The organism is Flavobacterium cutihirudinis (assembly GCF_003385895.1).
GTDB classification, from domain to species: Bacteria; Bacteroidota; Bacteroidia; order Flavobacteriales; family Flavobacteriaceae; genus Flavobacterium; species Flavobacterium cutihirudinis.
On sequence record NZ_QRDQ01000012.1, the window covers coordinates 214,075 to 236,181 of the forward strand.

The window sequence follows — 22,107 nt, forward strand, 5'->3', positions numbered from 1 at the left end:
ATATTAAGCTACTGCTTTTCTATTTTTACCAGTCTTCATCAAACCATCATAATGTTTGTTTAACAAGTATGAATTGATTTGTTGAATAGTGTCTATTGCAACTCCCACCATAATAATTAATGAGGTACCTCCAAAAAACATCGCCCAAGATTGTTGTACATCCATAATACTTACAACAATGGCTGGGAACACAGCAATCAAAGCAAGGAATAAAGATCCTGGGAAAGTTATTAAAGACATCACTTTATCAAGAAATTCAGAAGTTTCAGCTCCAGGACGAACTCCCGGAATAAAACCACCACTTCTTTTTAAATCATCAGCCATTTTGTTTGTAGGTACAGTAATTGCAGTATAGAAAAATGTAAATACAATAATTAATGTTGCAAATACAAAATTATACCAAAAACCGAACATATCACTAAATGCTCCAACAATAGATTGTGATGTATCTGATTTAGACAATCCAGCTACAGCAGCAGGTATAAACATAATTGCCTGTGCAAAAATGATTGGCATAACTCCAGAAGCATTAAGCTTAAGAGGAATCCATTGTCTATTACCACCTGTCAAATCTTGCTCGTAATCTCCAGTTGTTGTACGACGAGCGTATTGAACTGGGATTCTGCGAACCGCCATTGTAAGTAAAACACAAGAAATAATCACTAACAACCACACGATAATTTCGATAGCCATTAACATTAAACCTCCAGTGTTATTGGTAACTACAGACTTAAATTCCTGCATAAAAGCTTGCGGTAAACGAGCTAATATACCAACCATAATCAATAATGAAATTCCATTTCCAATACCTTTATCCGTAATCTTTTCTCCTAGCCACATTGCAAAAATTGTGCCTGTAACCAAAATAATAACAGACGAAAATAAAAACTCAGGAGAGTTAAAACCTAGTAAAAAAGCATTTCCAGGCAACGTTCTGTATAAATTATAGATATAAGTTGGACCTTGAACCAATGTAATAGCAATAGTTAACCAACGTGTAATTTGATTAATCTTTTTTCTACCACTTTCTCCATCATTTTGAAGTTTTTGTAAATAAGGAATAGCAATTCCCATTAACTGAACAACAATAGAAGCAGAAATATAAGGCATAATACCTAAAGCAAAAACTGAAGCTTTAGAGAATGCACCTCCGGTGAACATGTCTAAGATAGATCCCAGACCATTTTTTGTTTGTCCTGCTAACCCCATCAATTGAGTTGCGTCAATTCCAGGAAGCGTTACGTGTGCTCCAAAACGATATACCAATAAGAAACCTAAAGTAATTAGGATTCTGTTTTTTAGTTCTTCGATTTTCCAAACATTGCTTATTGATTCAATAAATTTCTTCATACAATAGAAAAATTATATTGTTACAGCCTCTCCACCAGCAGCTTCAATAGCAGCTTTTGCAGTAGCAGTAAATTTGTGAGCAGTTACTTTTAATTTTGCTTTCAACTCTCCTCTACCTAAAATCTTAACGATTTCATTTTTGGTAGCTAGACGATTTGCTACGAAATCTGTCATAGAAACAGAATCAGTAATCAAACCATTGTCTACTAATAATTGAAGCGTATCTAAATTAACACCTTCGTATTCTTTACGGTTGATGTTTGTGAAACCAAACTTAGGTACACGTCTTTGAAGTGGCATTTGTCCACCTTCAAAACCAATCTTTTTAGAATAACCAGAACGAGATTTTGCTCCTTTGTGACCTCTTGCAGCAGTGCCACCTTTACCAGAACCTTCTCCTCTACCTAATCTTTTATTTTGATTGTGCGTTGATCCTTCAGCAGGTTGTAAGTTACTTAAATTCATAACAGTATTTGTTATTTAGCTTCTTCAACAGAAACTAAGTGTTTAACTTTGTTTATCATCCCAAGGATAGCAGGATTTGAATCATGCTCTACAACTTGTCCCATTTTACGTAGACCCAAAGCTTCCAAACCTCTCTTTTGAGAAAGAGGGCAGTTGATTTTGCTTCTTACTTGTTTTACTAATAATTTAGCCATAATTTCCTTGAATTAACCTTTAAAAACTTTTTCTAAAGAAACACCTCTCTGTTTTGCAACAGTATGAGCGCTTCTCATTTGTAATAAAGCATCAAAAGTTGCTTTCACTACGTTATGAGGATTTGATGATCCTTGAGATTTTGATAATACATCGTGAATACCTACTGATTCAAGAACTGAACGAACAGCTCCACCAGCAATAACTCCTGTACCATGAGAAGCAGGAATTAAGAATACACGTGCACCACCAAATTTACCTTTTTGTTCGTGAGGAACAGATTGTCCATTCAAAGGAATTTTTACTAAATTTTTCTTAGCATCTTCTACTGCTTTCGCAATTGCTTCAGAAACGTCTTTAGATTTTCCTAATCCGTGACCAACTACTCCATTTTCATCACCTACAACCACAATAGCAGAAAAACCGAAAGCTCTACCACCTTTTGTAACTTTAGTAACACGATTAACACTTACCAGACGATCTTTAAGTTCAAGACCACTAGGTTTTACCAATTCTACATTTTTGTATTTAGACATAATATATTAGAATTTAAGTCCAGCGGCTCTTGCGCCTTCTGCTAATGATTTAATACGACCGTGATATAAATATCCACCTCTATCAAAAGTGATAGTATCTATCCCAGCTTTTAACGCTTTCTCTGCAACTAATTTTCCAACAGCAGCAGCGATTTCAACGTTAGTACCTTTTCCTATTTCTTTTTCTCTTGAAGATGCAGCTAATAAAGTAACTCCATTCACGTCATCAATAAGTTGAGCGTAAATTTCTTTATTACTTCTAAACACAGATAATCTAGGGTTAGTAGCAGAACCACTAACTGATTTTCTAATTCTGAATCTAATTCTCTGTCTTCTATCAGATTTTGTTAATGACATAATCTTATTTTTTAAGCTGATTTACCTGCTTTTCTTCTTAATACTTCACCCACAAATTTAACACCTTTTCCTTTATATGGTTCTGGCTTACGGAAACCTCTGATTTTCGCTGCTACCTGACCTAAAAGTTGTTTATCAAAAGATGATAATTTTACGATAGGGTTCTTACCTTTTTCAGATATTGTTTCTAAACTTACTTCTGGAGCAATTTCTAAAACAATATTGTGAGAATATCCAAGAGCTAAATCTAATTTTTGACCTTGGTTTGAAGCTCTATAACCAACTCCAACTAATTCTAGTTCCTTAGTAAAACCTTCAGACACACCAACAATCATGTTATTAACTAATGATCTGTATAATCCGTGTTTTGCTCTATGGTCTTTATGATCAGATGATCTTTCTACTGAAACTTGATCACCTTCAACTGTTACAGTTACGTCCGAAAACTCCTGAACTAGTTGACCTTTTTTTCCTTTTACTGTAATAATACCGTCCTTAACTTCAACAGTTACACCAGCAGGGATTACAATTGGGCTTTTACCTATTCTTGACATCTTATCTAGTGTTTAAAATTAGTATACGTAACAAATTACTTCACCACCTACATTTAATTGCTTAGCTTGTTTTCCAGTCATCAAACCTTTTGATGTAGAAACAATAGCAATTCCTAATCCATTAAGGATTCTAGGTAATTTGGCAGCACCTGCGTACTTACGTAAACCAGGTTTACTAATTCTTTGGATATCTTTGATTACAGGCTCTTTAGTATCTTTATCATACTTCAAAGCAATTTTGATAGAACCTTGTACAGTGTTCTGCTCAAATTTGTAACTTAAGATATAACCTTGATCAAATAAGATCTTAGTTATTTCTTTTTTAAGATTAGAAGCTGGAATTTCAACAACTTTGTGGTTTGCAGCCACAGCGTTACGAACTCTAGTCAAATAATCTGCAATAGGATCTGTATACATATGTATTTGATTGCGATTATGGTTTTCGGGAAACACTCGTTTCCCGAACCTTTAATCAATTAAAAATTATTTTTTGGTTTGCAAAAGTAATAACTTATTGCGAGATTACCAAGATGCTTTTTTAACACCTGGAATTAATCCATTATTAGCCATTTCACGGAAAGTTACACGTGAAATACCAAATTGACGAATATAACCTCTAGGTCTACCTGTTAATTTACAACGATTGTGTAAACGAACTGGTGAAGCATTTTTAGGTAATTTTTGTAAGCCTTCATAATCTCCAGCTTCTAACAAAGCTTTTCTTTTTTCAGCGTACTTAGCTACCGTTTTCTCTCTTTTCACCTCACGGGCTTTCATTGATTCTTTAGCCATGTCTTAATTCTTTTTAAAAGGTAATCCTAATTCAGCCAATAATGACTTTGCTTCCTTGTCTGTTTTTGCAGTAGTAACAAATGTAATATCCATTCCTGAGATTTTGTTTACTTTATCAATATCAATTTCCGGGAAAATGATTTGCTCCAAAACTCCAAGATTGTAGTTACCTCTTCCGTCGAAACCTGTAGCTTTGATACCACTAAAATCTCTAACGCGTGGTAAAGCAGAAGTAATAAGTCTATCTAAAAACTCATACATTCTTTCACCACGTAAAGTTACTTTTGCTCCAATAGGCATCCCTTTTCTCAATTTGAATGACGCAACGTCTTTCTTTGAAATTGTAGATACTGCTTTTTGTCCAGTGATCTTTGTTAACTCATCAACTGCATAGTCAATAAGTTTTTTATCAGATACAGCTGCACCAACTCCACGGCTCAAAACGATTTTTTCAAGTTTTGGAACTTGCATAACGTTTGTATATCCGAACTCTTCTTTAAGAGCAGAGATTACTCTACTCTTATATTCTTCTTTTAGTCTAGGTGTATATGCCATTACTATAGTACTTGATTAGATTTTTTTGAAAATCTTACTTTCTTATCTCCTTCTACTCTAATACCTACTCTAGTTGTTTCCTTAGTTTTAGGATCAATTAGAGAAATGTTAGAAATTTGAATAGAAGCTTCTTTCTTAACGATACCACCTTGAGGGTTTTTAGCACTTGGTTTTGTATGTTTCGAAACCATGTTTACACCTTCAACTATCGCTTTATTTTTCTCACGGTAAACACGTAGAACTTTACCTTCAGCACCTTTATGGTCTCCAGCAATAACTCTTACGATATCTCCTGATTTTATTTTTAGCTTTATCATCTTAAAACGAATTAAAGCACTTCTGGTGCTAATGATACAATTTTCATGAATTGTTTTTCACGAAGTTCTCTTGCTACCGGACCAAAAACACGAGTCCCTCTCATTTCACCTGCAGCGTTCAAAAGAACACATGCATTATCATCGAAACGGATATAAGAACCATCGGCTCTTCTCACTTCTTTTTTGGTACGCACAACAACTGCAGTTGAAACAGCTCCTTTTTTCACGTTACCGTTTGGAGTTGCATCTTTAATAGATACTACAATCTTGTCACCAACAGAGGCATACCTTCTTTTGGTACCTCCTAAAACACGGATAGTTAAAACTTCTTTTGCTCCCGTGTTATCTGCTACTTTTAGTCTTGATTCCTGTTGTACCATAATTATTTAGCTCTTTCTAAGATTTCAACTAATCTCCAACATTTTGTTTTACTTAAAGGACGCGTTTCGCTAATTCTTACAGTATCTCCAATGTTACAGTCGTTTGTTTCGTCGTGTGCAACATATTTCTTAGTTTTCAACACGAACTTACCGTATAACGGGTGTTTTACTTTTCTTACTTCAGAAATAACGATAGATTTATCCATCTTATTTGAAGTAACAACACCTATTCTTTCTTTTCTTAAATTTCTTTTTTCTTCCATCTTTCAGCAGAATACAATTATTGTAACTCTCTTTTAGTTAACTCTGTAGCCAATCTTGCAACTGTTCTTCTAACGCTTCTAATTTGAAGTGGGTTAGCAATTGGAGAAATAGCATGAGCCATTTTTAGGTCAGCATATACTTTCTTAGTTTGACTAAGCTTTTCTTGCAACTCCGCTGCAGAAAGATCTTTTATTTCTGATTGTTTCATAATAAATATAAATTATGCTTCGAAATCTCTAGCAACGACGAATTTAGTTTTTACTGGAAGTTTCTGAGCTGCAAGACGTAACGCCTCTTTTGCAACTGACAATGGAACTCCTCCAACTTCAAACATAATTCTTCCTGGTTTAACAACAGCAGCCCAATACTCAACTGCTCCTTTACCTTTACCCATACGTACTTCAAGAGGTTTCTTAGTGATAGGTTTGTCTGGAAATATTTTAATCCATAATTGTCCCTCTCTCTTCATGTAACGAGTTGCAGCGATACGTGCAGCTTCGATTTGACGAGAAGTTAAGAACATTCCATCTTCATGTACAGATTTAATACCAAACATTCCATTAGAAAGTTCATGCCCTCTTTGAGAGTTACCTTTCATCTTACCTTTTTGTACCTTACGGTATTTTGTTCTTTTAGGCTGTAACATTTTTCTTTAGTTTAAAAATTTACTTTCTTTTACGAGCGTCTGGTTTACCACCTTTGTTAAAAGGTTTTCTATCTCCTCTTGGAGAATCTCCACCTTTACCACCACCAGTTCCAGATTGTTTTTTATCCATTCCTGCAAGTGGAGAAAGATCTCTTTTTCCGTAAACCTCACCTTTCATGATCCATACTTTGATACCCATTCTACCATAAGTAGTGTGAGCTTCAGCCAAAGCATAGTCAATATCAGCTCTGAAAGTTGATAGAGGAATCCTACCTTCTTTGAAACCTTCTGAACGCGCCATCTCAGCACCATTCAAACGACCAGAAATCAAAACTTTGATACCTTCAGCGTTCATACGCATAGAAGCAGCAATAGCCATTTTGATTGCACGTCTGTAAGAAATACGGCTTTCGATTTGACGAGCGATGCTTGTCGCCACAAGATAAGCATCTAACTCAGGTCTTTTAATTTCAAAGATGTTGATTTGAACCTCTTTGTCAGTAACTTTCTTAAGTTCTTCTTTTAACTTGTCTACCTCTTGTCCACCTTTTCCGATAATGATACCAGGTCTAGCAGTAGTGATAGTAACGGTTACAAGTTTCAAAGTTCTCTCGATGATTACTTTTGATACACTAGCTTTTGATAAACGAGCATGGATATACTTTCTGATTTTGTGATCTTCAGCTAATTTATCGCCGTAATCATTTCCACCATACCAGTTTGAGTCCCATCCTCTGATGATACCAAGTCTATTTCCAATTGGATTTGTCTTTTGTCCCATGCTGCTTAAGAATTGCTTTGTGTGTTATTGATAGCTCCAAGCACGATTGTTACGTGATTAGAACGTTTTCTGATTCTGTGTGCACGACCTTGTGGAGCTGGACGAAGTCTTTTCAACATCATTCCACCATCTACTCTGATCTCTTTAACAAATAAACCAGCTTCTTCTAAATTACCTTCACTATTTTTTTGCTCCCAGTTGTTGATTGCAGATAATAATAGTTTTTCTAATTTTCTTGAAGCTTCTTTAGAACTGAATCTTAAAATGTTAAGTGCTCTTTCTACCTTCTGACCTCTTACCAAGTCCGCTACTAAGCGCATTTTTCTAGGTGAAGTAGGGCAGTTATTCAATTTTGCGAAAGCAATAGACTTATTAGCCTCTTTTCTCGCATCTGCTGTTTCTCTTTTACGAACTCCCATTGCTTCTTATTTTTTACCTTTATTTTTTGCTCCAGCATGACCTCTAAAAGATCTAGTTGGTGAAAACTCTCCTAATTTGTGACCTACCATGTTTTCTGTTACGTAAACTGGTACAAATTGACGACCGTTATGAACTGCGATAGTTTGTCCAACGAAATCCGGAGTAATCATAGAAGCTCTAGACCAAGTCTTTACTACTCCATTTTTACCACTTTCTACGTTTTCTTGAACTTTCTTGTCTAATTTATAATGAACGAAAGGTCCTTTTTTTAATGAACGTGCCATATCTTATTATTTCTTTCTACGTTCTACGATATACTTGTTACTCGGGTTTTTCTTAGAACGAGTTCTGTAACCTTTAGCTGGCAATCCGTTTCTTGAACGTGGGTGCCCTCCAGAAGAACGTCCTTCACCACCTCCCATAGGGTGATCAACAGGGTTCATCGCTACTGGTCTAGTTCTAGGTCTTCTTCCTAACCATCTTGTTCTACCTGCTTTTCCAGATACAACTAATTGGTGGTCAGAGTTAGAAACAGCTCCAATTGTAGCCGAACAAGTTAACAAGATTAATCTTGTTTCACCAGATGGCATTTTAATTGTTGCATATTTCCCGTCTCTTGCCATTAACTGAGCAAAAGTTCCAGCTGAACGAGCAATAACTGCTCCTTGCCCTGGACGTAACTCAATACAAGATATAACAGTTCCAAGAGGAATTCTGCTTAAAGGCAATGTATTACCAATTTCAGGTTGAGATTCTGGACCAGAAACTAATTTCTGACCAACTTTCAATCCGTTTTGAGCAATTACATAAGTTTTCTCTCCATCAGCGTAAGCTAATAAAGCGATAAATGCAGTACGATTTGGATCGTATTCGATTGATTTCACTGTAGCCGGAATTCCGTCTTTAGTTCTTTTGAAATCAACAATACGATATCTCTGCTTGTGACCACCACCCGTATAACGCATGGTCATCTTTCCTTGACTATTTCTACCTCCAGAGTTTTTTATCGGCGCTATCAAAGAGCGTTCCGGCTTATCAGTTGTAATGGCGTCATAACCATTCACAACTCTAAATCGCTGACCTGGGGTAATAGGTTTTAATTTTCTTACTGACATTTTTCTATCTTAGATATTGTTGTAAAAATCAATTGTTTCTCCTTCTTGTACTTGAACAATCGCTTTTTTAATTGCATTTGTCTTTCCACTGATTAAACCACTTTTAGTGTATTTAGTAGATCTGTCTGGTCTCACATTCATAGTGTTAACAGAAACGATAGTTACTCCATAAGCAGCTTCAACAGCTTTCTTAATCTGAACTTTGTTCGCTTTTTTGTCAACAACGAATCCAAAACGGTTTAGAACTTCACTTTCTTTGGTTACTTTTTCCGTTACTATAGGTCTGATAATGATGCTCATATTCCTATTATTTACTTAAATTTTCTTCAATTAACTCTAAAGAACCTTCCAAAAGCACTAAATTATTAGCGTTTAATATTGCGTAAGTGCTTAATTCTGAGCTAGTTACGACGTTTGAAGCCTTTAAATTACGTGACGACAAATATACGTTTTTATTTGACTCACCCAATACAAATAGAGATTTTTTATTTTCTAACCCTAAAGCTTTCAAAACGTTAATGAAATTTTTAGTGTTTGGCGCTTCAAAATTAAAGTCTTCAAGAACAACAATATTTGCTTCTTTTGCTTTGATTGAGAAAGCTGATTTTCTAGCCAATCTTTTTAAGCTTTTATTCAATTTAAATGAATAACTTCTTGGTCTTGGCCCGAAAACTGTTCCACCACCTTTAAACAAAGGATTCTTAACACTTCCTGCACGTGCAGTACCAGTTCCTTTTTGTTTTTTAATCTTACGCGTACTTCCAGTTACTTCAGCTCTTTCTTTAGCTTTGTGAGTACCTTGTCTTTGATTAGCAAGATATTGCTTAACATCAAGATATACTGCGTGATTGTTTGGTTCAATTGCGAATACTGAATCAGAAAGTTGAACTTTTCTACCAGTATCTTTTCCGTTGAAATCTAATACTTTTACTTCCATTACTTCTGAATGATTACGTAAGAGTTTTTGTGCCCAGGAATACACCCTTTAACAACAAGTAGGTTCTTATCAGCAACTACTTTTAAAACTCTAAGGTTTTGAACTTTTACATTTTCTCCTCCCATTCTTCCAGCCATACGCATTCCTTTGAATACTCTAGATGGATAAGAAGAAGCTCCTACAGAACCTGGCGCTCTTAAACGGTTGTGCTGACCATGAGTAGCTTGTCCAACACCACCAAAACCGTGACGTTTAACAACACCTTGGAAACCTTTACCTTTAGACACACCTTGTACATCTACAAATTCTCCTTCTTCAAAAATAGAAACATCAATAAGATCTCCTAATTTTTGTTCAGTTGCAAAATCTTGGAATTCAACGACTTTTTTCTTAGCAACAGTTCCAGCTTTTTTAAAGTGACCTAAAGCCGCTTTAGTAGAATGTTTCTCGTTTTTGTCATCGAAACCAAGTTGCAACGCTTCGTACCCGTCAACACCTTTGGTTCTGACTTGGGTAACAACGCATGGACCAGCTTCGATTACTGTACAAGGAATGTTTTTCCCGTTTTCATCGAAAATACTTGTCATGCCGATTTTCTTACCAATTAACCCAGACATAAATATTAATTATTAATTACTAAAATTCCCTTCAATTTGAAAATAACAGAAATTTCCAAACAGGGAGTGCAAAAGTAGACATTAAAATTGAATATACCAAACGGTTATAAAAATTAAATCGCTCATAATCAAAATCCAAGCTCCAAAATGAAACCAAAAACAACTTTGCATATCTCAAAATTTGAAACTTTTTTTTTAATCTTTAGACAATTCAGACTTAACAATTACTTAATAAAATTGAAATAAAAAACTTTCGCACCTCCTTAAAACAAAGGACTTTATACAAATTCAAAAGACCACAAAAATCGCGAAACACTTAAAAAATCAGCGAATCAAAACCTTCTTTCAAAAACAAAAAAAGCGAGACATTTCTGTCTCGCTTTTTATATAAAAAAAATATAAAAAATTATACTTTTATCTCTACTTCTACTCCACTTGGCAATTCAAGTTTCATTAAAGCATCAATAGTTTTAGATGAAGATGAATAAATATCAATCAATCTCTTGTATGACATTACTTCAAATTGCTCTCTCGCTTTTTTGTTAACGTGCGGAGAACGTAATACAGTGAAAAGTTTTTTGTGAGTTGGCAACGGAATTGGACCTGTTACAACTGCTCCAGTAGTTTTTACTGTTTTTACGATCTTTTCAGCAGATTTATCTACCAACATGTGATCGTAAGATTTTAGTTTTATTCTGATTTTTTGACTCATTTTCTTAAGAATTAAGCGTTACCTTTTGCTTTTTTAATTACCGCTTCTGAAATATTAGAAGGCGTTTCTGCATAGTGAGAAAACTCCATTGTTGAAGTTGCTCTACCAGAAGACAATGTTCTTAATGTTGTTACATAACCAAACATTTCTGATAAAGGCACATCAGCTTTGATAGTTTTAGCTCCATTTCTGTCACCCATATCATTAACCTGACCTCTACGACGGTTCAAGTCACCTACGATATCACCCATGTTTTCTTCTGGAGTGATAACTTCGATTTTCATGATTGGCTCAAGAATAACAGCTCCAGCAGCACGTCCAGATTCTTTATAACCCATTCTTGCAGCTAACTCAAAAGATAATGCATCAGAATCCACAGGATGGAAAGACCCATCAGTTAAAGTTACTTTCAAACTATCCACAGCATATCCTGCCAATGGACCAGTTTTCATAGCTTCTCTAAATCCTTTTTCAACAGCAGGGATATATTCTTTAGGAACGTTACCACCTTTTACAGCATTGATAAATTGTAATCCAACTGGAACTTTACCATCAACTTCATCAGCAGGCTCAATTGTAAATACGATATCACCGAATTTACCACGACCTCCAGATTGTTTCTTGTAAGTCTCTCTATGTGTTGCAGATCTTGTAAACGCTTCTTTATACTCAACTTGAGGCTCACCTTGGTTCACTTCAACTTTAAATTCACGTTTCATACGATCTACTAAGATATCTAAGTGAAGCTCACCCATACCTGAAATAATAGTTTGACCAGAAGCCTCATCAGTTCTAACTGTAAATGTTGGATCCTCCTCAGCTAATTTAGCTAAAGCCATACCCATTTTATCAACGTCAGCTTTTGTTTTTGGCTCAATAGCAATACCAATTACAGGATCTGGGAATTTCATAGATTCCAAGATAATTGGATTCTTTTCATCACAAAGCGTATCTCCTGTTTTAATATCTTTAAATCCAACAGCAGCACCAATATCTCCAGCCTCAATAAATTCGATTGGATTTTGTTTATTAGCATGCATTTGGTAAATACGAGAAATTCTTTCTTTGTTACCAGAACGAGTATTTAAAACATAAGAACCAGCATCTAAACGTCCAGAGTAAGCACGGAAGAAAGCTAAACGACCTACGAATGGGTCAGTAGCAATTTTAAATGCTAAAGCAGCGAATGGCTCTTTAACATCTGGCTTACGCAAGATTTTAGTTTGATCTTCTTCTAATAAATCAGCATCATCAGGGTGAATTCCTTCAATACCTTCTTTATCTAATGGAGATGGTAAATATTTACAAACTGCATCCAACATAAATTGAACACCTTTGTTTTTGAAAGACGAACCAGCAAGCATTGGGATAATTGCCATATCAATAGTAGCAGCTCTTAATGCATTGTTGATTTCTTCCTCTGTAATAGAGTTTTCATCTTCCATGTATTTATCTAAAAGATTCTCGTCGTAAGTAGCAATCTCTTCGATAAGGATAGAACGATATTGTCTAACTTCGTCTACCATATCAGCAGGAATATCAACAATATCAAAAGTAGCCCCTTGAGTCTCATCATGCCATACAATAGCTTGATTTTTAACTAAGTCAACAATACCTTTAAAATCTGCTTCATCACCAATAGGCAAAGTAATTGCAACCGCATTCGATTTCAACATATCTTTAACCTGTCCGCATACTCCTAAAAAGTTAGCACCTTGACGGTCCATTTTGTTTACGAATCCCATACGAGGAACTCTATATTGATCAGCAAGTCTCCAGTTAGTTTCTGATTGAGGCTCAACACCATCAACAGCACTAAACAAGAAAACCAAACCATCAAGTACACGTAAAGAACGGTTTACCTCTACAGTAAAGTCAACGTGTCCAGGAGTATCAATAATATTAAAGTGATAAGGCAATGATTCCGGAAGAGTCTTACCTTGCTCAGTTGGAAAGTTCCAAGTACAAGTTGTAGCAGCAGAAGTAATTGTAATACCTCTTTCTTGCTCTTGTGCCATCCAGTCCATTGTTGCAGCACCATCGTGCACCTCACCAATTTTATGTGACTTTCCAGTGTAAAAAAGAATACGCTCAGTTGTTGTTGTTTTACCAGCATCAATGTGAGCAGCAATCCCGATATTTCTTGTATATTTTAAATCTCTAGCCATTTCTTACGAATTAAAATCTAAAGTGAGAGAATGCTTTGTTAGCTTCTGCCATTTTGTGAGTATCCATTCTTTTCTTAACCGCAGCACCCTCTTCTTTAGCCGCAGCTAAACATTCTGAAGCTAAACGCTGTGCCATAGATTTTTCATTTCTTCTTCTTGAATAAAGTATTAACCACTTCATTGCCATAGAAATTTTTCTGTCTGGACGAATCTGCATTGGAATTTGGAATGTAGCTCCACCAACTCTACGGCTACGTACTTCTACGTGAGGCATAACGTTTGTTAAAGCATCTTTCCAGATCTCTAATGAAGTCTTCTCATCATTTTGCTTTTTAGTTTCGATGATATCAATTGCATCATAAAATACTTTAAAAGCTGTAGATTTCTTACCATCCCACATTAAGTTGTTCACAAAACGCGTTACTAATTGGTCATTAAACCTTGGATCCGGTAAAAGTGGTCTTTTCTTTGCCGCTCTTTTTCTCATGTCTTTTTCTTAAAAGTTTTTAAATTACTTTTTTGCTTCTTTTGGGCGTTTAGCACCGTACTTAGATCTTCTTTGCGTTCTTCCTGCAACACCTGACGTGTCAAGCGCTCCACGAACGATATGATATCTAACACCTGGTAAATCTTTTACCCTTCCACCTCGCACTAATACTATCGAGTGCTCTTGTAGATTATGTCCTTCTCCAGGGATGTAAGCATTCACCTCATTACCATTTGTCAAACGTACACGCGCAACTTTACGCATTGCAGAGTTTGGTTTTTTTGGTGTAGTAGTGTAAACACGCGTACAAACCCCTCTTCTTTGAGGACAAGAATCTAAAGCAACCGATTTACTCTTCTTAGTGATCTGAGTTCTTCCTGTTCTTACTAATTGTTGAATTGTTGGCATAATTAATACTAAAAATTATTATGTTTATTAAATTCCCGCTTTTTACGGGGTTGCAAATGTATAAAATATTTTTCACTATACAAACGTTAATTCATTAATTTTCAAGAACATTATTTAGACTTATGATTTTACAAACAAACAATAGATATTTGCAATACTTTTAATAAATGAAACAGCTGCTTTTGAAACACTTATTCCGAATACTCTTTTTTTACCTACTGAGCATCTCTGCTCATGGTCAAAATTTTCATTTAACAATTAAAGGAATTAATGAAAGTGAAAGCAAAATTATTGACTCATTAAACTACAACACCAAACACACCAATCTAAAATCGTTATTTGAAGAAACAAAAAAAACTTCACAAATACTATCAAAAAAAGGATACACCGATAACAAAATACTAGAAGTCAACAAAATAAACGACAGCTCTTACTTCTCTCTTTTTACTTTAAAACAGAGGGTAAAACGTATACATATATATATAGGTATAAAAAATTCGTTTTTTAAAACAAATGAAACAAAAAACGACACTATAATCATCCCATATTCTGAGCTCGAAAATTATTTAAATCAAAAAATACTGGAAGCAGAAAAAGCGGGTTTTGCCCTAAGCAAGCTTCAACTGGAAAACATCCAAAGAAAGAATATGATAATTTACGCAGATCTAAATTTTAAATCCGAAAAAAAACGTACCGTAAATTCAATAATATTAAATTATACAAATCGCAGCAAAAGCAACTTTTTCCCAAAAGGCCATTTAAAACAACTCAATAAAAAATATCTCAACAGAACATTTAACCAGGAAACCGTAAAAGAACTTTATCAAGACCTCAATAGTTTTGATTTTATAACACAAACTAAATATCCAGAAATACTATTTACAACAGATTCCACAAAAATTTACACCTACATTGAGCAAAAAAAAGCAAATACTTTTGATGGCTATATTGGATTCTCAAATGAAGAAAACAAAAAAGTCAACATAAACGGTTACCTGGATCTTTCGCTAACAAATACGCTACATGCGGGCGAAAAATTTTCTTTGTATTGGAAAAGCGATGGAAACGAGCAAAAAACTTTCAATACTAAACTGGAAATACCATACATCTTTCAATCACCTATAGGAATAAAAGCCCAATTAAACATATTTAAACAGGACAGCACTTTTCAAAACACAAGAACAGAAATAGACCTAGGCTATTACATCAATTATAATTCAAAAATTTATTTAGGATACCAAACCACAGAGTCCAGCGATATACAAAATACAAATAACACCACAATCAGTGACTTCAAAAACTCGTATCTTATCACGAATTACGAATTCAATAAATCAGATGCACTAAATAATCTAATGCCAAAAAAGGCGAATTTAAACTTTCTCTTTGGATATGGAAACAGAACAACTAATACTGATCCGAATACCAACCCAGCCAGCAAACAATTTTACATTAACCTGAACGCATCGTACAATTTTGAACTAAACGAAAAAAACTTTATTAACATAAATTCACAAAATTTTTATTTTAACAGTAAAAATTACATTTCAAACGAATTATTTCGATTTGGAGGAATGAACTCTATAAGAGGTTTTTTAGACAATAGTCTTCAATCAAACTTTAATTCCTTAATTCTTACAGAGTATCGCTATCAGTTTTCCACAAAAATTTATATCAATACAATTGCAGATTACGGTGTATATCAAGACCTAACAGCACAATCTGAGCCAACCAAAATAAAAAAATTAATAGGATTAGGAATTGGCTCAGTCATCGAAACACCTAATGGTTTATTCAGAATAAATCTGACAAATGGCGGGCAAAACACTAAGGAAATGCAATTATATAACACTATCATAAACATATGTTATAATGTTAAATTTTAGTGGTAACCGAAAAAAGTTTAAATTAATATTAGGATAGTTAACAAATTATTAAGAGTTTTGCGATACTAATTCAAAATATTTAAAAATGAAACTAAAGTTCAATGGATTCTTAGTGCTTTTATTAGTACTAGTAGCGCAATTAACTTTTGCGCAAGAAAGAGCTGTTTCAGGAATTGTTTCCGATAATGCAGGTATGCCTTTGCCAGGTGTAAGTGTATTAGTTAAAGGAACTAAATCTGGAACGCAAACCGATTTTGATGGTAAATTCTCTATCAAAGCCTCATCAAGCCAAGTTTTGGTATTTAGCTACATTGGGATGAAAACCCAAGAAATAGCTGCAAGTTCATCTGTAATTAATGTAAAATTAGCTGGAGATGCACAAGAACTTGAAGGTGTTGTTGTAACAACAGCTTTAGGTGTTAAAAGAGAGAAAAAATCTCTTGGTTACGCGACTCAGGAAGTAAAAGGAGGAGACTTAAGATCAGGTACTGCATCTGGTAACTTCTTAAATGAACTTTCTGGAAAAGTTGCCGGTGTTAACGTTAGAAGAAACACAAACTTTGGTGGTTCTACGAGTGCAATCTCTCGTGGTGTTAAAGCGATAAACCAAAGTAATGAGATGCTTATTGTAATTGACGGTATGCCAATTAACAACGCAAACAATACTAATGACGGAACTACAGCTCAATCTAGAGGAGCTCAAGGTTATGACTACGGTAATAACGGTATGGACATCAACCCAGAAGATATCGAAAGTGTGAACGTACTTAAAGGTGCTGCTGCATCTGCATTATACGGATACTTAGCTGGTAACGGGGTTTTGATGATTACAACTAAAAAAGGTAAAGCTAAAAAAGGTCTAGGAATTACAGTTTCTTCTGAAGTTGTAACTGGTACTCCAGACAAAAGCACTTTCTTAAAATACCAAAAAGCTTACGGTGCTGGTTACGGAGGTTCTTTCGGAGAACAAGATATCGATGGTGATGGAAATGTAGACTTAGTAGTTGCAATGGGAGACGATGCTTCTGTTGGAGATCCTTTTGATTCTTCATTAAACGTTTACCAATGGGATGCTTTCTCTAACTATCCTGGAAATGCTAACTACGGTAAAGCTACTCCATGGGTTGGCGCTAAAAACGATCCTAACAAATTCTTCAAAAGCTCTTTATCTTTGGTAAACAGTATTTCATTTGAAGATGCTAATGACAAAACTAATTTAGTTTTCAACTATTCTAACACTAACCAAACAGGTGTTTTACCAAATAGTGAACTTAAAAAGAACAACTTCAGTTTAAAAGTAAATCACCAATTTACTGACAGATTATCTCTTAGTACATTTGCTAACTTCTCTAACAATACAACTGTTGGTAGAAACATGACTGGATACAGCGACAACTTAGTTTCTGGTTTCCGTCAATGGTGGCAAACTAACGTAGACATCAAACAATTAGAGCAAGCTTACAACGCTTCAGGAGGTCAAAACATTACTTGGAATAGACTTTCAACTTCTAATGGTTTCCCTGCTTACTGGAACAACCCTTATTTTGATCGTTACAAAAACTACCAAAATGATAGTAGAAATCGTTTCGTAGGTTACGCAAACTTTACTTATAAAATTGCTGAATGGGTTTCTGCAACTGCAAAAATCTCTACTGACTCATATTCTGAAATCCGTGAAGAAAGACTTGCTGTAGGTTCAGTAGGAAAAACTTTTGGTATCAATGCTTTCAACGAAATGTCAGGTTACCAACGTTACAATGGTAACTTCTCTGAGCAAAACTACGATTTGTTACTTAACTTCAAAAAGAACTTTGGAGAAGACTTTAACTTAACTGGTGTTGCCGGTGGAACTGTAAGAAGAAACTACTTCAACCAAATTACTGCTTCAACAGAAGGTGGACTTATCATCCCAGGTCTTTATAGCTTAGACAACTCTGTTTCTGCAAGTCCATACCCATACGAAAGAGAAACTAAAACTGGAGTTAACTCTTACTTCGTTTCTGCTTCGTTAGGATACAAAGACATGTTATTCCTTGATGCTACATCAAGAAGAGATGCTTTCTCTCAATTACCAGAAGGAAACAACTCATTATTCAGTAACTCTATCTCTGGTAGCTGGGTTTTCACTAAACTTGTAAATGCAAGCTGGTTAACTTTCGGTAAAATTAGAGGTGGTTACTCTGAGAGTCCACTTGGAACTCCAACATTGGCTTTAGTTGATACTTACGAAAAAATCAACTCTTTCAATGGTCAACAACAATACTCTGTAAACTCAGTAAAAAACAATCCAAACTTAGAGCCTATTAAAACTAAAACTCAAGAGCTTGGTCTTGAGATGCAGTTCTTAAACAGAAGAATTGGTTTTGATTTGAGTTTATACAAAAACGTGAATGAGGGTGAAGCAATTCCTGTTCCTTATTCTACTGCAACTGGAGTTTCTCAACGTTACGTAAACGCTGCAACAATCGAGAACAAAGGTATCGAGGTACAATTTAACGCTACTCCATTCAAAACAAATGATTTTGCTTGGGATATTACAGTTAACTGGTCTAAAAACGACAATACAGTAACAGCTTTAGCTGATGGTGTAAGTAACTTACAAGTTGGTGGTTCATACCCAGGTGGTGTAACATTAAACGCTGTAGTTGGACAACCATTCGGTATCTTGAAAGGAACTGATTACACTTATGCTGCTGACGGACAAAAAATCGTTAACCCTTCAACAGGAAGATATGTAATCAACACTTCTACAAACAACGTTATTGGTGATATCAACCCTGATTGGATTGGTGGTATCCGTAACAAATTCTCTTACAAAAGTTTATCTTTCAGCTTCTTAATCGACATGAAAAAAGGTGGAGATATCTTCTCTACTGACCAATGGTACGGTGTAGGAACTGGATTAACTGACGAGACTGCAGGTTACAATGATTTAGGAAACCCAATGAGAAACACTCTTGCTACAGGTGGTGGAATTATCTTACCAGGTGTTTATGCTGATGGAACTCCTAACACAACAAGAACTGCTTACTCTACAGGTGGAGCTATTACAAATGCTTACTCTAACGGACCAAGAAAAGAGTATGTTTACGATGCAGGATTCATCAAATTGAGAGAAGTAAATATTACTTATACATTACCTTCTTCATTAGTACAAAAAATGAAATTAGTTGATGCTAAAATCTCTCTTATTGGATCTAACCTTTGGATAATTGACAAAAATCTTCCAGATGCTGACCCAGAAAGTGGACTTGGATCTAACATTGGATCTGCAGGTTTATCTATCGGATCTTTACCAACCACTAGAAACATTGGTTGTAACTTAACAATAAAATTCTAAGCTATGAAAAATAGACTTCTTATATTAATACCGCTTTTATCCTTGTTTGCATCATGTAGTGATGACATTACAGGATTAAATCAGGACACAAAACGTCCAACATATACCGAACCTAATTACTTATTTACAAATGCTGAGCACGCAATGGTGGATCAGGTAACAAGTACTTCGGTTAACTATAACGTATTCAGATTATTCGCTCAGCAATGGACGGAATGTCAATATCCACAAGAAAGTCAATATGATTTAACTGGACGTACTATTCCTGATACACACTGGTTAGTTTACTACCGTAACGTATTAATGGATTATAAAGAAGCAAAAAAACTTCTTACTGAACAGAAAGCTACTATTACAGATGCTAAAGAACTTGCTGTAGTTAACAACAAAATTGCTATCATCGATATTTTAACAGCTTATAGCTACGGAATATTAGTTGATACTTTTGGAGATATTCCTTATACTGAAGCATTAGACATCATTGCTTATCCACAACCAAAGTATGATGATGCTAAAACAATCTATTTAGACTTAATTGCTAAATTGACTGCTGCATCTCACGCTTTAAACAAAAATGAAGGAAGTTTTGATGACGCTGACTTAATTTACCACGGAAGTACTGCAAAATGGGCTAAATTCGCAAACTCATTACGTTTCAGAATGGCTATCAACTTGCATGATACTGACCCTACTTATGCATCTGCTCAAGCATTAGCTGCTTTTGGAGATGGTATCTTTACTTCTAGTGCAGACGGTACTTACATGACTTATGCTGCAACTCAGCCAAACGCTAACCCGTTATATGTTGATTTAGTTGCATCTGGACGTTTTGACTTCATCCCTGCTGATACATTTGTAAACAAATTGAATACACTAAGTGATCCAAGAAGACCACAATACTTTACTGATTACCCAGCTGGTTCTGGAAATTACAAAGGTGGAGTTTATGGTGCTTTGAATACTTATGATAACTTCTCTCACCTTACAACAACTATCCAAGATCCAACTTACCCAGGAGTATTATTCACTTATTCTGAAGTTGAGTTCTTATTAGCTGAGGCTGTAGAAAGAGGTATTGCTGTTGGAGGTACTGCTGCATCTCACTATAATGCTGCAATTACTGCTTCTATGCAAGACTGGAAAGTTCCATCTGCTGCTATTACAGCTTATTTAGCTAGAACTGATGTAGCTTATGCTACTGCAACAGGTACTTGGAAACAAAAAATTGGAGAACAATCTTGGATTGCATTGTATAACAGAGGATTTGAAGCTTGGACATCTTACAGAAGATTAGACTACCCTGCTTTACAACCACCTGCTATCACTTACGGTGATATCAATACAGTTCCAAAACGTTATTCATACCCTAACAGAGAACAAACTCTTAACGCTGCTAGCTTAGAAGCTGCAGTAGCTAAACTAGGTAACAATTCTGTTACTTCTAAAGTTTTCTGGGATAAATTCTAATACTTAATAATATAAATATGAAAAAATATATAAAATTTGCGGCATTTGCGCTTATCGCGGCTCTGGCGTCTTGTTCATCTGATGATGATGTAGATTACACAGACGTAGGTGGTAATGTTGTTCCAAAAGCATCAATTAGTCGTTTGGATAGAAACTACGATCTTCCATTAGCCGTGTTTACAAAAGATGGTGTAACAGCTACTAAAGTTGAGATCTACAAAAACGATGCTAAAACAATATCAGATCCTATTGTACTTGGTGCAAAAATTTCTGATGCAACTATAACAGCTGACGGAGCATCGTTCAATACTTCTAAGTTACCTAGTTTTGACGAGTTCCCTGTAACTTCTGGTGGAGTAACTACTAACACTGGTAAAACTGGAACATTTGCATTAGCTATTGTTTCTACTTACTCTGATGGTTCTACTACAAGAGCTACTTATACTCTTACTGTAGGAAAAGGAATTGTTTGGAAAGTTCTTGATGCTGATGGTTTACCAAAAACTACTAGTTCAACTAGTGGGGTTCTTGCTGTAAACTACCTAGATCCTGCACCTGTTTACGTATACTATGCTACTGTTAAAAACGGAGCAACTGTAGTTAACAGTGTAGTTGGTGAGTACAAAATCAATGATGGTGCATACAAAGCACTTCCTGGAGCAGCATTGCCTATAACTACAGGAAAAGTTGATGTTGCTAACATTATTCCTTGGTCTGAAATTGCAGCTGACGATGAAATCACATTTAAATTCACTGTAACTGCTGGAACTCAAACTGATGCAATTTCTACAAAAATTGTATTTGCTGATCAAGTATTTGGTGCTGAAACAGCTGGTACATTATCTAACTCTGATACTACAAGCCAATTTAGTTTCCAAACTGGAAAAAGCTATGACGGTGCTGATGCTGAAAACGCTGAAGTAACTTTCGTAGATGGTTTCGGATTCAAAAAAGCTAGAACTGATGTAAGAATTGAGTTCGTTAAGAGCACTTTAGATTACGATACAACTAATTTATTCCAAGCTGAAGCTGCATTCAATGCTGCAACTAAAGTTACAGAATTAGGAGATTTAAAAACTGATGACGTTGTTCTTTACAAAGTTACTAGAAACCTAAACTTAGGAACTGAAGACAAACCAAACTGGCAAGATGTTACAGGTTACGGTTTAATTAAAATCACTGATAGAGTTGCTGGTGCTTCTAGCCAACAATTAGTATTCTCTTACAAAGAGGGAGTATTATATCAAGTAACTGATACACCTCCTGTTGTTGTATCTTCTGCTAAATAATTTATTTTATTTTCAAAATAGAAAACCACCAGCTGAGCTGGTGGTTTTTTTTTATATAAACATTATACCTAT

Annotated in this window: 29 protein-coding genes; 4 read left to right on the forward strand and 25 right to left on the reverse strand. The window is 35.2% G+C overall.

Annotated features, from left to right (window positions below):
• Positions 1–3: 3 nt before the first annotated feature.
• From secY to rpsL, 25 genes are all read right to left on the reverse strand, one after another.
• A complete protein-coding gene (secY, locus tag BD847_RS19125) occupies positions 4–1,350 on the reverse strand; it encodes a preprotein translocase subunit SecY (RefSeq protein ID WP_115889862.1) in 1,347 nt (448 codons plus the stop codon).
• Between the two features lie 12 nt (positions 1,351–1,362).
• Positions 1,363–1,815, reverse strand: coding sequence for a 50S ribosomal protein L15 (rplO, locus tag BD847_RS19130; RefSeq protein ID WP_115889863.1), 453 nt, complete (start codon positions 1,813–1,815; stop codon positions 1,363–1,365).
• 11 nt (positions 1,816–1,826) lie between these two features.
• Positions 1,827–2,009: a 50S ribosomal protein L30 gene (gene rpmD, locus BD847_RS19135; protein ID WP_017495010.1), complete on the reverse strand. Its 183-nt coding sequence runs from the start codon at positions 2,007–2,009 to the stop codon at positions 1,827–1,829.
• 12 nt (positions 2,010–2,021) lie between these two features.
• Entirely contained in the window at positions 2,022–2,546 is a 525-nt protein-coding gene (rpsE, locus tag BD847_RS19140; protein WP_085950926.1) for a 30S ribosomal protein S5, read from the reverse strand.
• A gap of 3 nt (positions 2,547–2,549) precedes the next feature.
• The gene (gene rplR, locus BD847_RS19145; RefSeq protein WP_115889864.1) at positions 2,550–2,900 is read right to left on the reverse strand and encodes a 50S ribosomal protein L18; all 351 of its coding nucleotides are present in this window, start codon (positions 2,898–2,900) and stop codon (positions 2,550–2,552) included.
• 11 nt (positions 2,901–2,911) lie between these two features.
• Positions 2,912–3,454, reverse strand: a complete 543-nt coding sequence (gene rplF / locus BD847_RS19150) for a 50S ribosomal protein L6 (RefSeq protein WP_115889865.1) — start codon at positions 3,452–3,454, stop codon at positions 2,912–2,914.
• Positions 3,455–3,472: 18 nt separating this feature from the next.
• Positions 3,473–3,871 carry a 30S ribosomal protein S8 gene (gene rpsH, locus BD847_RS19155; RefSeq protein WP_008464306.1) on the reverse strand — a complete coding sequence of 133 codons (399 nt, stop codon included), beginning with the start codon at positions 3,869–3,871 and terminating at the stop codon, positions 3,473–3,475.
• A gap of 105 nt (positions 3,872–3,976) precedes the next feature.
• Positions 3,977–4,246: a 30S ribosomal protein S14 gene (rpsN, locus tag BD847_RS19160; RefSeq protein ID WP_031456037.1), complete on the reverse strand. Its 270-nt coding sequence runs from the start codon at positions 4,244–4,246 to the stop codon at positions 3,977–3,979.
• 3 nt (positions 4,247–4,249) lie between these two features.
• Entirely contained in the window at positions 4,250–4,801 is a 552-nt protein-coding gene (rplE, locus tag BD847_RS19165) for a 50S ribosomal protein L5 (RefSeq protein WP_017495015.1), read from the reverse strand.
• Positions 4,802–4,803: 2 nt separating this feature from the next.
• Complete coding sequence (rplX, locus tag BD847_RS19170; RefSeq protein WP_007803650.1) at positions 4,804–5,118, reverse strand: 50S ribosomal protein L24; 315 nt, start codon at positions 5,116–5,118, stop codon at positions 4,804–4,806.
• A gap of 11 nt (positions 5,119–5,129) precedes the next feature.
• The gene (rplN, locus tag BD847_RS19175) at positions 5,130–5,498 is read right to left on the reverse strand and encodes a 50S ribosomal protein L14 (protein ID WP_007803649.1); all 369 of its coding nucleotides are present in this window, start codon (positions 5,496–5,498) and stop codon (positions 5,130–5,132) included.
• Between the two features lie 2 nt (positions 5,499–5,500).
• Positions 5,501–5,761, reverse strand: coding sequence for a 30S ribosomal protein S17 (gene rpsQ, locus BD847_RS19180; RefSeq protein ID WP_012022485.1), 261 nt, complete (start codon positions 5,759–5,761; stop codon positions 5,501–5,503).
• A gap of 17 nt (positions 5,762–5,778) precedes the next feature.
• On the reverse strand, positions 5,779–5,970 hold the full coding sequence (gene rpmC / locus BD847_RS19185) for a 50S ribosomal protein L29 (RefSeq protein ID WP_008464297.1): 192 nt from the start codon (positions 5,968–5,970) through the stop codon (positions 5,779–5,781).
• Positions 5,971–5,982: 12 nt separating this feature from the next.
• Complete coding sequence (gene rplP / locus BD847_RS19190) at positions 5,983–6,408, reverse strand: 50S ribosomal protein L16 (RefSeq protein ID WP_017495016.1); 426 nt, start codon at positions 6,406–6,408, stop codon at positions 5,983–5,985.
• Positions 6,409–6,427: 19 nt separating this feature from the next.
• A complete protein-coding gene (gene rpsC, locus BD847_RS19195; protein WP_007803635.1) occupies positions 6,428–7,189 on the reverse strand; it encodes a 30S ribosomal protein S3 in 762 nt (253 codons plus the stop codon).
• Positions 7,190–7,194: 5 nt separating this feature from the next.
• Entirely contained in the window at positions 7,195–7,608 is a 414-nt protein-coding gene (gene rplV / locus BD847_RS19200; RefSeq protein WP_007803631.1) for a 50S ribosomal protein L22, read from the reverse strand.
• A gap of 6 nt (positions 7,609–7,614) precedes the next feature.
• Entirely contained in the window at positions 7,615–7,893 is a 279-nt protein-coding gene (rpsS, locus tag BD847_RS19205; protein ID WP_115889866.1) for a 30S ribosomal protein S19, read from the reverse strand.
• Positions 7,894–7,899: 6 nt separating this feature from the next.
• A complete protein-coding gene (rplB, locus tag BD847_RS19210; protein WP_115889867.1) occupies positions 7,900–8,724 on the reverse strand; it encodes a 50S ribosomal protein L2 in 825 nt (274 codons plus the stop codon).
• Positions 8,725–8,733: 9 nt separating this feature from the next.
• Positions 8,734–9,024 carry a 50S ribosomal protein L23 gene (gene rplW, locus BD847_RS19215; RefSeq protein WP_012022489.1) on the reverse strand — a complete coding sequence of 97 codons (291 nt, stop codon included), beginning with the start codon at positions 9,022–9,024 and terminating at the stop codon, positions 8,734–8,736.
• A 7-nt stretch (positions 9,025–9,031) separates the two neighbouring features.
• Positions 9,032–9,661, reverse strand: coding sequence for a 50S ribosomal protein L4 (gene rplD, locus BD847_RS19220; protein WP_115889868.1), 630 nt, complete (start codon positions 9,659–9,661; stop codon positions 9,032–9,034).
• Positions 9,661–10,278: a 50S ribosomal protein L3 gene (gene rplC / locus BD847_RS19225; protein ID WP_115889869.1), complete on the reverse strand. Its 618-nt coding sequence runs from the start codon at positions 10,276–10,278 to the stop codon at positions 9,661–9,663. Before rplC ends, rplD begins: the two co-directional genes overlap by 1 nt.
• A gap of 406 nt (positions 10,279–10,684) precedes the next feature.
• Positions 10,685–10,990, reverse strand: a complete 306-nt coding sequence (gene rpsJ, locus BD847_RS19230; RefSeq protein ID WP_007803605.1) for a 30S ribosomal protein S10 — start codon at positions 10,988–10,990, stop codon at positions 10,685–10,687.
• 11 nt (positions 10,991–11,001) lie between these two features.
• Positions 11,002–13,158 carry an elongation factor G gene (gene fusA, locus BD847_RS19235; RefSeq protein WP_035650464.1) on the reverse strand — a complete coding sequence of 719 codons (2,157 nt, stop codon included), beginning with the start codon at positions 13,156–13,158 and terminating at the stop codon, positions 11,002–11,004.
• Between the two features lie 10 nt (positions 13,159–13,168).
• The gene (gene rpsG, locus BD847_RS19240; protein ID WP_026727879.1) at positions 13,169–13,645 is read right to left on the reverse strand and encodes a 30S ribosomal protein S7; all 477 of its coding nucleotides are present in this window, start codon (positions 13,643–13,645) and stop codon (positions 13,169–13,171) included.
• A gap of 24 nt (positions 13,646–13,669) precedes the next feature.
• The gene (gene rpsL, locus BD847_RS19245) at positions 13,670–14,053 is read right to left on the reverse strand and encodes a 30S ribosomal protein S12 (protein WP_007136570.1); all 384 of its coding nucleotides are present in this window, start codon (positions 14,051–14,053) and stop codon (positions 13,670–13,672) included.
• Between the two features lie 647 nt (positions 14,054–14,700).
• Between rpsL and BD847_RS19250 the strand changes: the two genes are divergently transcribed.
• The 4 genes from BD847_RS19250 to BD847_RS19265 all read left to right on the forward strand — a co-directional run bounded on the left by BD847_RS19250 (position 14,701) and on the right by BD847_RS19265 (position 22,035).
• A complete protein-coding gene (locus BD847_RS19250) occupies positions 14,701–15,939 on the forward strand; it encodes a BamA/TamA family outer membrane protein (RefSeq protein WP_244201640.1) in 1,239 nt (412 codons plus the stop codon).
• A gap of 85 nt (positions 15,940–16,024) precedes the next feature.
• Positions 16,025–19,279 carry a SusC/RagA family TonB-linked outer membrane protein gene (locus tag BD847_RS19255; RefSeq protein WP_115889871.1) on the forward strand — a complete coding sequence of 1,085 codons (3,255 nt, stop codon included), beginning with the start codon at positions 16,025–16,027 and terminating at the stop codon, positions 19,277–19,279.
• A gap of 3 nt (positions 19,280–19,282) precedes the next feature.
• Positions 19,283–20,746 carry a SusD/RagB family nutrient-binding outer membrane lipoprotein gene (locus BD847_RS19260; RefSeq protein ID WP_115889872.1) on the forward strand — a complete coding sequence of 488 codons (1,464 nt, stop codon included), beginning with the start codon at positions 19,283–19,285 and terminating at the stop codon, positions 20,744–20,746.
• A gap of 17 nt (positions 20,747–20,763) precedes the next feature.
• On the forward strand, positions 20,764–22,035 hold the full coding sequence (locus BD847_RS19265) for a hypothetical protein (protein ID WP_115889873.1): 1,272 nt from the start codon (positions 20,764–20,766) through the stop codon (positions 22,033–22,035).
• Positions 22,036–22,107: the final 72 nt, after the last annotated feature.

Bases quoted from the DNA above. Each gene is read 5' to 3' on its own strand.
- rplE (WP_017495015.1), bottom strand. From the start codon at position 4,801: ATGGCATATACACCTAGACTAAAAGAAGAATATAAGAGTAGAGTAATC.
- BD847_RS19265 (WP_115889873.1), top strand. From the start codon at position 20,764: ATGAAAAAATATATAAAATTTGCGGCATTTGCGCTTATCGCGGCTCTG.
- rplV (WP_007803631.1), bottom strand. From the start codon at position 7,608: ATGGGAGTTCGTAAAAGAGAAACAGCAGATGCGAGAAAAGAGGCTAAT.
- secY (WP_115889862.1), bottom strand. From the start codon at position 1,350: ATGAAGAAATTTATTGAATCAATAAGCAATGTTTGGAAAATCGAAGAA.
- rplB (WP_115889867.1), bottom strand. From the start codon at position 8,724: ATGTCAGTAAGAAAATTAAAACCTATTACCCCAGGTCAGCGATTTAGA.
- rplP (WP_017495016.1), bottom strand. From the start codon at position 6,408: ATGTTACAGCCTAAAAGAACAAAATACCGTAAGGTACAAAAAGGTAAG.
- fusA (WP_035650464.1), bottom strand. From the start codon at position 13,158: ATGGCTAGAGATTTAAAATATACAAGAAATATCGGGATTGCTGCTCAC.
- rpsC (WP_007803635.1), bottom strand. From the start codon at position 7,189: ATGGGACAAAAGACAAATCCAATTGGAAATAGACTTGGTATCATCAGA.
- rpsJ (WP_007803605.1), bottom strand. From the start codon at position 10,990: ATGAGTCAAAAAATCAGAATAAAACTAAAATCTTACGATCACATGTTG.
- rpsN (WP_031456037.1), bottom strand. From the start codon at position 4,246: ATGGCTAAAGAATCAATGAAAGCCCGTGAGGTGAAAAGAGAGAAAACG.
- rplR (WP_115889864.1), bottom strand. From the start codon at position 2,900: ATGTCATTAACAAAATCTGATAGAAGACAGAGAATTAGATTCAGAATT.
- rplO (WP_115889863.1), bottom strand. From the start codon at position 1,815: ATGAATTTAAGTAACTTACAACCTGCTGAAGGATCAACGCACAATCAA.
- rpsQ (WP_012022485.1), bottom strand. From the start codon at position 5,761: ATGGAAGAAAAAAGAAATTTAAGAAAAGAAAGAATAGGTGTTGTTACT.
- BD847_RS19260 (WP_115889872.1), top strand. From the start codon at position 19,283: ATGAAAAATAGACTTCTTATATTAATACCGCTTTTATCCTTGTTTGCA.
- rpmC (WP_008464297.1), bottom strand. From the start codon at position 5,970: ATGAAACAATCAGAAATAAAAGATCTTTCTGCAGCGGAGTTGCAAGAA.
- rplF (WP_115889865.1), bottom strand. From the start codon at position 3,454: ATGTCAAGAATAGGTAAAAGCCCAATTGTAATCCCTGCTGGTGTAACT.
- BD847_RS19250 (WP_244201640.1), top strand. From the start codon at position 14,701: ATGATAATTTACGCAGATCTAAATTTTAAATCCGAAAAAAAACGTACC.
- rpsL (WP_007136570.1), bottom strand. From the start codon at position 14,053: ATGCCAACAATTCAACAATTAGTAAGAACAGGAAGAACTCAGATCACT.
- rpmD (WP_017495010.1), bottom strand. From the start codon at position 2,009: ATGGCTAAATTATTAGTAAAACAAGTAAGAAGCAAAATCAACTGCCCT.
- rplD (WP_115889868.1), bottom strand. From the start codon at position 9,661: ATGGAAGTAAAAGTATTAGATTTCAACGGAAAAGATACTGGTAGAAAA.
- BD847_RS19255 (WP_115889871.1), top strand. From the start codon at position 16,025: ATGAAACTAAAGTTCAATGGATTCTTAGTGCTTTTATTAGTACTAGTA.
- rplN (WP_007803649.1), bottom strand. From the start codon at position 5,498: ATGGTACAACAGGAATCAAGACTAAAAGTAGCAGATAACACGGGAGCA.
- rplC (WP_115889869.1), bottom strand. From the start codon at position 10,278: ATGTCTGGGTTAATTGGTAAGAAAATCGGCATGACAAGTATTTTCGAT.
- rpsG (WP_026727879.1), bottom strand. From the start codon at position 13,645: ATGAGAAAAAGAGCGGCAAAGAAAAGACCACTTTTACCGGATCCAAGG.
- rplX (WP_007803650.1), bottom strand. From the start codon at position 5,118: ATGATAAAGCTAAAAATAAAATCAGGAGATATCGTAAGAGTTATTGCT.
- rplW (WP_012022489.1), bottom strand. From the start codon at position 9,024: ATGAGCATCATTATCAGACCTATAGTAACGGAAAAAGTAACCAAAGAA.
- rpsH (WP_008464306.1), bottom strand. From the start codon at position 3,871: ATGTATACAGATCCTATTGCAGATTATTTGACTAGAGTTCGTAACGCT.
- rpsS (WP_115889866.1), bottom strand. From the start codon at position 7,893: ATGGCACGTTCATTAAAAAAAGGACCTTTCGTTCATTATAAATTAGAC.